This window comes from Kitasatospora sp. NPDC127121 (assembly GCF_042677305.1).
Classification (GTDB): Bacteria; Actinomycetota; Actinomycetes; order Streptomycetales; family Streptomycetaceae; genus Kitasatospora.
Genome location: NZ_JBHXTQ010000147.1, coordinates 1 through 6649 on the forward strand (window position 1 = coordinate 1; position 6649 = coordinate 6649).

Genomic DNA, 6649 nt, shown 5'->3' on the forward strand with positions numbered 1-6649 from the left:
TACGCCCCTGGGTCACGCCGTCCGGCCCCCCGGCCCGGCGCCGTGCCCGACTACCTCGCCCCGGCCCCGGCCGGGTTCCGCCACGCGTGCCGTTACGCGTGCCGTGCGCCGTGCCTGCGCGCGACCACGACCAGCACGCCGCCCGCACTCAGCAGCGCCGCCGCACCGGTCACGCCGAGCGGCAGCACGCTGCCCGCCCCGGTGGTCGGCAGCGCGCCGCCGGGCCGCTCATCGGGCCAGGACGGCCCGGCGCTCGGCGACGGCGGCGGCGGGGACGCCACCGCCGCCACCGCCACTGCCGAGGACGACGACGGGCCCGGCGACGGGCCCGGGGTCGAGACCGCACCCGGCGGCGACGACGGGGCCGCGCCCGAACCGGCCGACGGGAGCAGCCGGTTGACGACCGTCACCGTGATCCCGTCGTCCAGGGTCTCGCAGGTGAGCACCAGCGGCCCGAAGACCGCGATGGCCGGCGCCGCGTAGCCGTCGGGCGGGCTCACCTCCACCCAGTAGTACGTCCCCGGCCCGACGACGATCCGGCAGATGCCGTCGGCCCCGGTGGTGCAGGGATCGCCGATCGGCGAGTCCTTGTGCCCGCCGGTGGTCTGCGGCCAGCTGGGCCCGCCGTTCCAGCGCCACAGCTGGAACGTCGCCCCGGCCAGCGGTTTGCCGTCCTGGTCGTGCTTGACCAGGGTCAGCGTGCCCTCCTGCGGCCGGAAGCCGAAGTCGAAGGTGTGGTCGTCCTGGCCCGGCCCGCCGGTGGTCAGTTCCCGCTCGGCGAACGTTGCGCCCGGCGGGACGACGCCCTTGGAGTTGATGAACGGGTTGTCGCCGACGTCGTGCCGGGTGGGCACCCACTGGTACAGCGGGCCGCCCTTGGCGAAGTCGGCGGGGTTGTCCAGCCGGATCGTGTACTTGGTGTGCGGCTTGAGCCCGCCGTCCACGTTCGAGTCGTCGAAGTAGTACTCGCCGCGCGCCGTCGTCCGCGCCGTGCCGACGAGCTTCCCCGGCCCGTCGTACAGGTGGACGGTGGCACCCTCCACCGGGCGCTGGCCCGGCTTCTGGATGCCCTTGTGCTCGGTGTCGTACCAGACCCGGTTGCCGATCTGCAGCGGCGCCTGGTCGCAGAGCACCTCCAGGTCGCCCATCGAGGCGCCCTTGCCGAACGGCGCGGGCACGTTCGCCGGGTTGAGCCGCAGGCCGAACGCCGGGTCCTGCCTGCCGTCGCGCTGGACGAACGACGTGCCGTAGCCGAAGGCCGTGCTGTTGGGGTCGAACCCGGAGGTCCCGATGGTGTTCTCGACCTTGGACAGCGCCATCCCGGCGTAGGCCGCGTTGTGGTGGACGCCCATCCGGCTGGTGTCGAAGAAACGGGCGCCCCGGGGCGAGAGCCCGCAGCCGGTGTTGGCGTCCAGCACGTAGGTGCCGCCGGCCAGGCAGGCCTTGTTCAGGTCACCGCCCGACAGCACCTCGCCCACCGCTGCGCCCGACCCCGACTGGCCCGTCGCCCGGTCGGCCATGCGGTCGCGGAAGGCCAGCAGCATCGAGCCGTCCGTCTCGAAGCCGACCTCGCCCAGCTCCGGCTCCGGCTGGGCGCGGAAACCGGCGCAGGTCTGGCCGTTCTGCGTGGTCGGGTAGGTGTTCGTCCACGGGAACCAGCCCGCGCCGTCGCACGGGCCCGAGCCGACGGTCGACTGGCGCGGGTAGTCCAGCGGCTGGTCCAGCACGGCCGTGCGGAACCGGCCGGTGGCCAGGTCGAAGGGCAGCACGACCGCCCGCAGGTCCGAGGCCTTGCCCGTCGACTCGCCCGAGCAGACCCCGCCGAGGTAGCCGACGCCGTCCTGGAGGCCCAGGCCGAACGGCCGCCAGTCCCCGGCCGAGGCGCAGCCCGGGTCCGGGATCGGATAGACGCCCCTCGGCTGCGCGGCCGTCGGCACGGTCGCGTCGTAGCGGTACAGCGTGCGGGTGTTGAGGTTGACGACGAACAGGTCCCGGCCGTCGTTCGTCACCTTCAGCCCGCCGAGGCTCTCCTTGCCCGGCGCGACGAGGAACGCGTCGTCCGTCCCCGGCCCGTGCGCCGTGCCGCCGGCGTCCGGGACGGTGGTGAACAGCGTGGTCCGCCCCTGCGCCGGGTCGGTCACGTAGATGCCGCCGGCGCCGCCCGGACCGTAGTCCGTGGTGCGCTTGGCCGACGCCGAGGAGAACACCCGCCGGTCGGCCTTGTTCCACGCGATGCCGTAGAGCGTGCCCGTCTGCGCGTCGGTGGCGAGGTTCGTGACGTTGACGTCCACGCCGTCCTGGCCGCGCGCGCGGTACGGGAACGACACCAGCGTGCGCTGCGCGCCGCCTCCCAAGGTGGTGTTCTGGCAGGTCGTCACCAGCGGCGCGTTCTGCTGGCAGTAGTCCCCCGGGTACCACAGCCCGGTGGTGTACGAGACGTTCTTGCCGCCGGAGAGGTCGACGAACTCCTCGTTGGAGCTCAGCTGGTTCGGCGCGCCGTCCAGCCCCTGCCGGGAGGCGAACGCCGGGAACAGCACGCCCGGCTTCGGATTCACCACCTGCACCCGGTACGTTCCGCCGTGCTCCCGGCTCCGCGGCGGCGCCAGCGTGACCGTCCCGTCGGCCCCGGTGGTGCCCTCGACGCGGGCCCGCTCCTCGCCGGTGAGCGTCACCTTCACGCCCGCCAGCCCCGGCTCCAGCGCGGGCGTCCACACCCCGGAGGAGTCCACGGCCCGGATCACCCGGACCGTCACCGTCCCGTCCTCCGTCTGCGAGAACGCCGCCGGCGCCGTCAGCGCCCCGCCCCCGCACAGCGCGGCGGCGAGCACCGCGGCCCGCGCGACACCCTTCCTTCTCCTTCTCGTCCCCACCTGATCCCCACTCTCATGGTCGGCGGACATCTGCCCGATCCGGACAGGACCCCCAGAAGAGCGACAACCGGTCGTCCACGTCCTGGTTTCGGGGCGCATTCACTGGTGTGTGTGACAGATGAAGGGCAGGAAATCGCATCAAGTTCGGATACGACCGCACAAGTTCGCATACCGCAGGAGAAATCCCGACGCCCCCTCGGAAGGGCTCTCCCAGCGCCGTGAGCCCGAGGACCCGGCGGTCGAGGTGGTGCCTCAGCCCGCGGCGGGGAGGCGCCGCGACCAGGCCGTGCGCGTGACCGGCAGGGCGGCCACGCTCAGGGCCAGGAGGGGGACGAGGGCGCCGAGAGCCGGCGCGCCGAGCAGGCCGTGGAAGATCCGCCTCGTGCCGGCGACGGCCAGGAGGGCGCTGCCCAGCGCGGTGGCGAGGACGAGCACCGGCGCGTACTTCGACCCCCGCCGCAGGTGGCGTGCCGCACAGACCCACGACCAGACCGCCACCGCGGCCGCGATGAGGATCAGGAAGCCGGTGAACCCCTCGACGAGGCCGTTGAGCTGGGATGTCTCCTCCTCGGCGGCGCCCCACTGGTCCCGGGGCGGCAGCGGGCTGCCCGGGGAGGGGCGCAGAGCCAGTACGTAGCAGGGCGCGGCGCCCCAGAGCCACGCCCCGGCCAGCATCAGCCGAGCGGGCAGGAGTCGACGGGCGGGGGGTGTGCGTGGTGCAGGCATGACGGGTCACTCCGGACGGAAGAGGCCTGTGGTGGGGACGGATCGAGCCTCACCGATGCGGCCTGACCACCGCATGAGTACGGCTACTCATTCCGCATAGGTCGGCGCAGGTCCGCACAGCGGGCGGGGCGCCGTGGCGTTCCCGCAGCCCACTGCCGAAGAGGCGGGTGCCTCGCCGTCGTTCCGGTACCCGGCCGCCGTCCTGCCCGGGGGGCCATTAGGCCTGAAAGTCGCTATCCGAAGCCGGTGATCAAACCGTAGGAATGGCTCCACGGCCTGACCGGCCACCCACCCGCGATCAGAAGGAGCCCTCACCCATGATCCGTCTTCGCACCTGTATGACCATCGCCGGCGCCGCGGCGATGTTCGCCCTGGCCGCCGCGCCCGCGCAGGCCGCCCCGGGCGACGTCACGACCTCGTGCGGAAGCGTTCTGACCCCGGCCGGCTTCGTCGACGTGAGCTGGGGCTACAGCAGCAGTTGCGGCACGCAGAGCTTCAGCCCGAACATCAAGCAGATAAAGCAGCTCACCGGACTGCCCGTCGGCACCGTGGTCCAGGCCTGCTCCACCACCTACCCGCCGGCGGGCTGGGTCCAGACCGGCTCGTACTACACCAGCAGCTGCGTCGCCTGGTCGAACCCGAGCTTCAACAACAACGCCTGGCAGCTGAAGCGCGTCTCCTGACCGGGCGACTCCGCTGGGCCCTGTCCGGCAAGATCGGCCGGACAGGGCCCAGGCCGGCACACCCGGGGCGGGGCGCGGACGGCGCCGAGCGGCCAGGACCGGGCAGCGGCGCCCGGCCGCCCGCTGTGGATCAGCTTTCGGACAGCTGTTCGCGCAGCACCGTGCGCAGGGTGACGGGCTCGCGGCCGAGCAGGGCGGCCAGGGTGGGGTCGGTGGTGGCGAACTCGCCGGCGCGGCTGGCGGTGAAGATGCCGAGCAGCTGGTCGGCGGTTTCCGCGGGGACGCCTTGGCCGGTCAGCTGCGTGCGGAACTGGTCGTCGGGGGCGATGGTCCGCGTGACGGTGCGGCCGGTGAGCTCGGTGGCGAGGGCGGCGACGTCGTCGAAGGTGAGTGCCTGTCGGCCCGTGAGCGGCGGCGTGGGGCCGTCGAAGCGGCCCTCGTCGGCCAGGATGGCGGCGGCCGCGTCCGCGAGGTCGGCGTGCGCGGTCCAGGCGACCGGCCCGTCCGCGGGGAGCGCGAGCCGGCCGGACTGTGCCGCGTTGCCGAGGAAGTGTGCCGCGCTGGTGGCGTGGAAGCCGTTGCGCAGCGAGGTGAACGGCACGCCGCAGGTGCGCAGGGCCTCTTCGGTGGCGGCGTGGTCGCGGCAGGCCTGGAAGCGCGACGTCGCGCCGGCCCCCATCTGGCTGGTGTAGAGGATGCGACGGGCGCCCGCCGTGACGGCCGCTTCGATCGCGGTGCGGTGCTGCCTGACGCACTCCTCGCCCATCTTGTCGACGGAGACGACGAGCACCTGCGAGGCGCCCTCGAAGGTGTGCGCGAGGCCGGCGGCGTCGGTGAAGCTGCCCTGGCGTACCCGTACCCCTTGGTCGGCGAGGTTCTGCGCCTTCTGCGGGTCGCGGACGCTGACGCCGATGCGGGCCGCCGGTACGCGCGTCAGCAGCCTCTCGACGATCTGACGCCCCAGCTGTCCGGTGGCTCCGGTCACGATGATCATGGTGTGCTCCCGTGTCGCGACGAGGTGGTTCCAGTGGAAACACTTTCAAGGCATCATCGATAATAACGATGGAACCAGCGGTGCGGTATCGTTGATTCATGCCATTGCCTTCACGCGGCCGGGACGGCGCCACCGGCACCGCGTCCGGGACCGCCGTCGAGTCCGCCAGCGCGTCCCCGGCCCGGGAGCAGACCAGGCAGCGGGTCATCGAGGCCGCCATCGGCCTGCTGACGCGCGGGGGCCGCGACGCGGTCACCACCCGCGCCGTCGCCGATGCGGCGGGCCTGCAGCCGCCGGCCATCTACCGGCTGTTCGGCGACAAGGACGGGCTGCTCGACGCCGTGGCCGAGCACGGCTTCGCCGCGTTCCTCGCCACCAAGCACATCGACCCCGACCCCCGGGACCCGATCGAGGACCTGCGAGCCGGCTGGGACGTCGCGGTCGAGTTCGGCCTGGCCAACCCCGCGCTGTACACCCTGATGTACACCGAACCCACCGGGACCACCTCCGCCGCCTTCAAGGCCGGCATGGAGATCCTGATGGGCCGCATCCGGCGCCTCGCCGCCGGCGGCTGGCTCCGCGTCGACGAGGAACTCGCGGCCCAGATCATCCACGCCACGGCGCGCGGCGCCGTGCTCACCTGGCTGTCCCTGCCCCAGGACCGGCGCGACCCGGCCCTGTTGACCACCCTTCGGGAGTGCATGGTCGCCGCCGTCACCAACCGGCAGCCGGCCGTGAAGGAGCCGGGCCCGGCCGGCGCCGCCCGCGCCCTGCGCGCCGCGCTGCCCGAACAGACGAAGCTCAGCAGCGCCGAGCAGCATCTGCTGGGGGAGTGGCTGAACCGCCTCGCCGCCGACGGCTGATCACCGGCGGCTGAAACGGGCGACGCCACCCCGGCCCCGGTGTCACCTGATGGCGCACCACGCCTCGGACCGTCGCGAGCCGCCCTGGCGGACGGCGACGGAACGAGCAGCCCGTGGCCCCGAGCGCTCGGGACCGGCTCAGCCGCGCAGGTGGTTCAGCAGCGCGTCGCCCGCCGGATAGGGGCGCTCGGCGGGACGGAGCTGCCGGGCGGCCTCCAGAGCACCGTCCCTCACCTGAGCCTGGATCGTGTGCGCGAGTGTGGTGACGTCGTCGATCGAGACGATCCACTGCTCCGCGTAGCGCTCGGCGGCCTCGCCGGCGAGGCCGAGTTGAAGCGAACGGTGGGGAAGCGGCTGAAGGTGCAGATCGTGTTCGGGATCCCACTGCACCCGGGCCGGGGCCCGCTTCAGCTGGCGCTTCCCGGCGGTGCTGGCCGGCGGGGGGGGGGCGCGCCCGGCCGGGGGGGGCCCCCAGGGGGGGGGGCCGGGTTTTTATTGGTTTGAATAGGGGGC

Annotated in this window: 5 protein-coding genes and 1 pseudogene; 2 read left to right on the top strand and 4 right to left on the bottom strand. The window is 73.4% G+C overall.

Annotated features, from left to right (window positions below):
- Nucleotides 1–92: 92 nt before the first annotated feature.
- Nucleotides 93–2900: an SdrD B-like domain-containing protein gene (locus tag ACFVHI_RS36715; RefSeq protein WP_380346373.1), complete on the bottom strand. Its 2808-nt coding sequence runs from the start codon at nucleotides 2898–2900 to the stop codon at nucleotides 93–95.
- 222 nt (nucleotides 2901–3122) lie between these two features.
- Nucleotides 3123–3596, bottom strand: coding sequence for a hypothetical protein (locus ACFVHI_RS36720; protein ID WP_380346375.1), 474 nt, complete (start codon nucleotides 3594–3596; stop codon nucleotides 3123–3125).
- Nucleotides 3597–3913: 317 nt separating this feature from the next.
- Between ACFVHI_RS36720 and ACFVHI_RS36725 the strand changes: the two genes are divergently transcribed.
- Nucleotides 3914–4279, top strand: coding sequence for a hypothetical protein (locus tag ACFVHI_RS36725; protein WP_063352607.1), 366 nt, complete (start codon nucleotides 3914–3916; stop codon nucleotides 4277–4279).
- A 130-nt stretch (nucleotides 4280–4409) separates the two neighbouring features.
- Here the strand turns inward: ACFVHI_RS36725 and ACFVHI_RS36730 are convergent, their stop codons facing one another.
- Nucleotides 4410–5273: an NAD(P)H-binding protein gene (locus ACFVHI_RS36730; RefSeq protein WP_380346377.1), complete on the bottom strand. Its 864-nt coding sequence runs from the start codon at nucleotides 5271–5273 to the stop codon at nucleotides 4410–4412.
- Between the two features lie 98 nt (nucleotides 5274–5371).
- Here ACFVHI_RS36730 and ACFVHI_RS36735 point away from each other — a divergent pair, with 98 nt between their 5' ends.
- Complete coding sequence (locus tag ACFVHI_RS36735; RefSeq protein WP_380346379.1) at nucleotides 5372–6136, top strand: TetR/AcrR family transcriptional regulator; 765 nt, start codon at nucleotides 5372–5374, stop codon at nucleotides 6134–6136.
- 138 nt (nucleotides 6137–6274) lie between these two features.
- Here ACFVHI_RS36735 and ACFVHI_RS36740 read toward each other — a convergent pair.
- Nucleotides 6275–6574, bottom strand: a pseudogene (locus ACFVHI_RS36740) (DUF4291 family protein); the annotation flags it as partial.
- Between the last annotated feature and the right edge of the window lie 75 nt (nucleotides 6575–6649).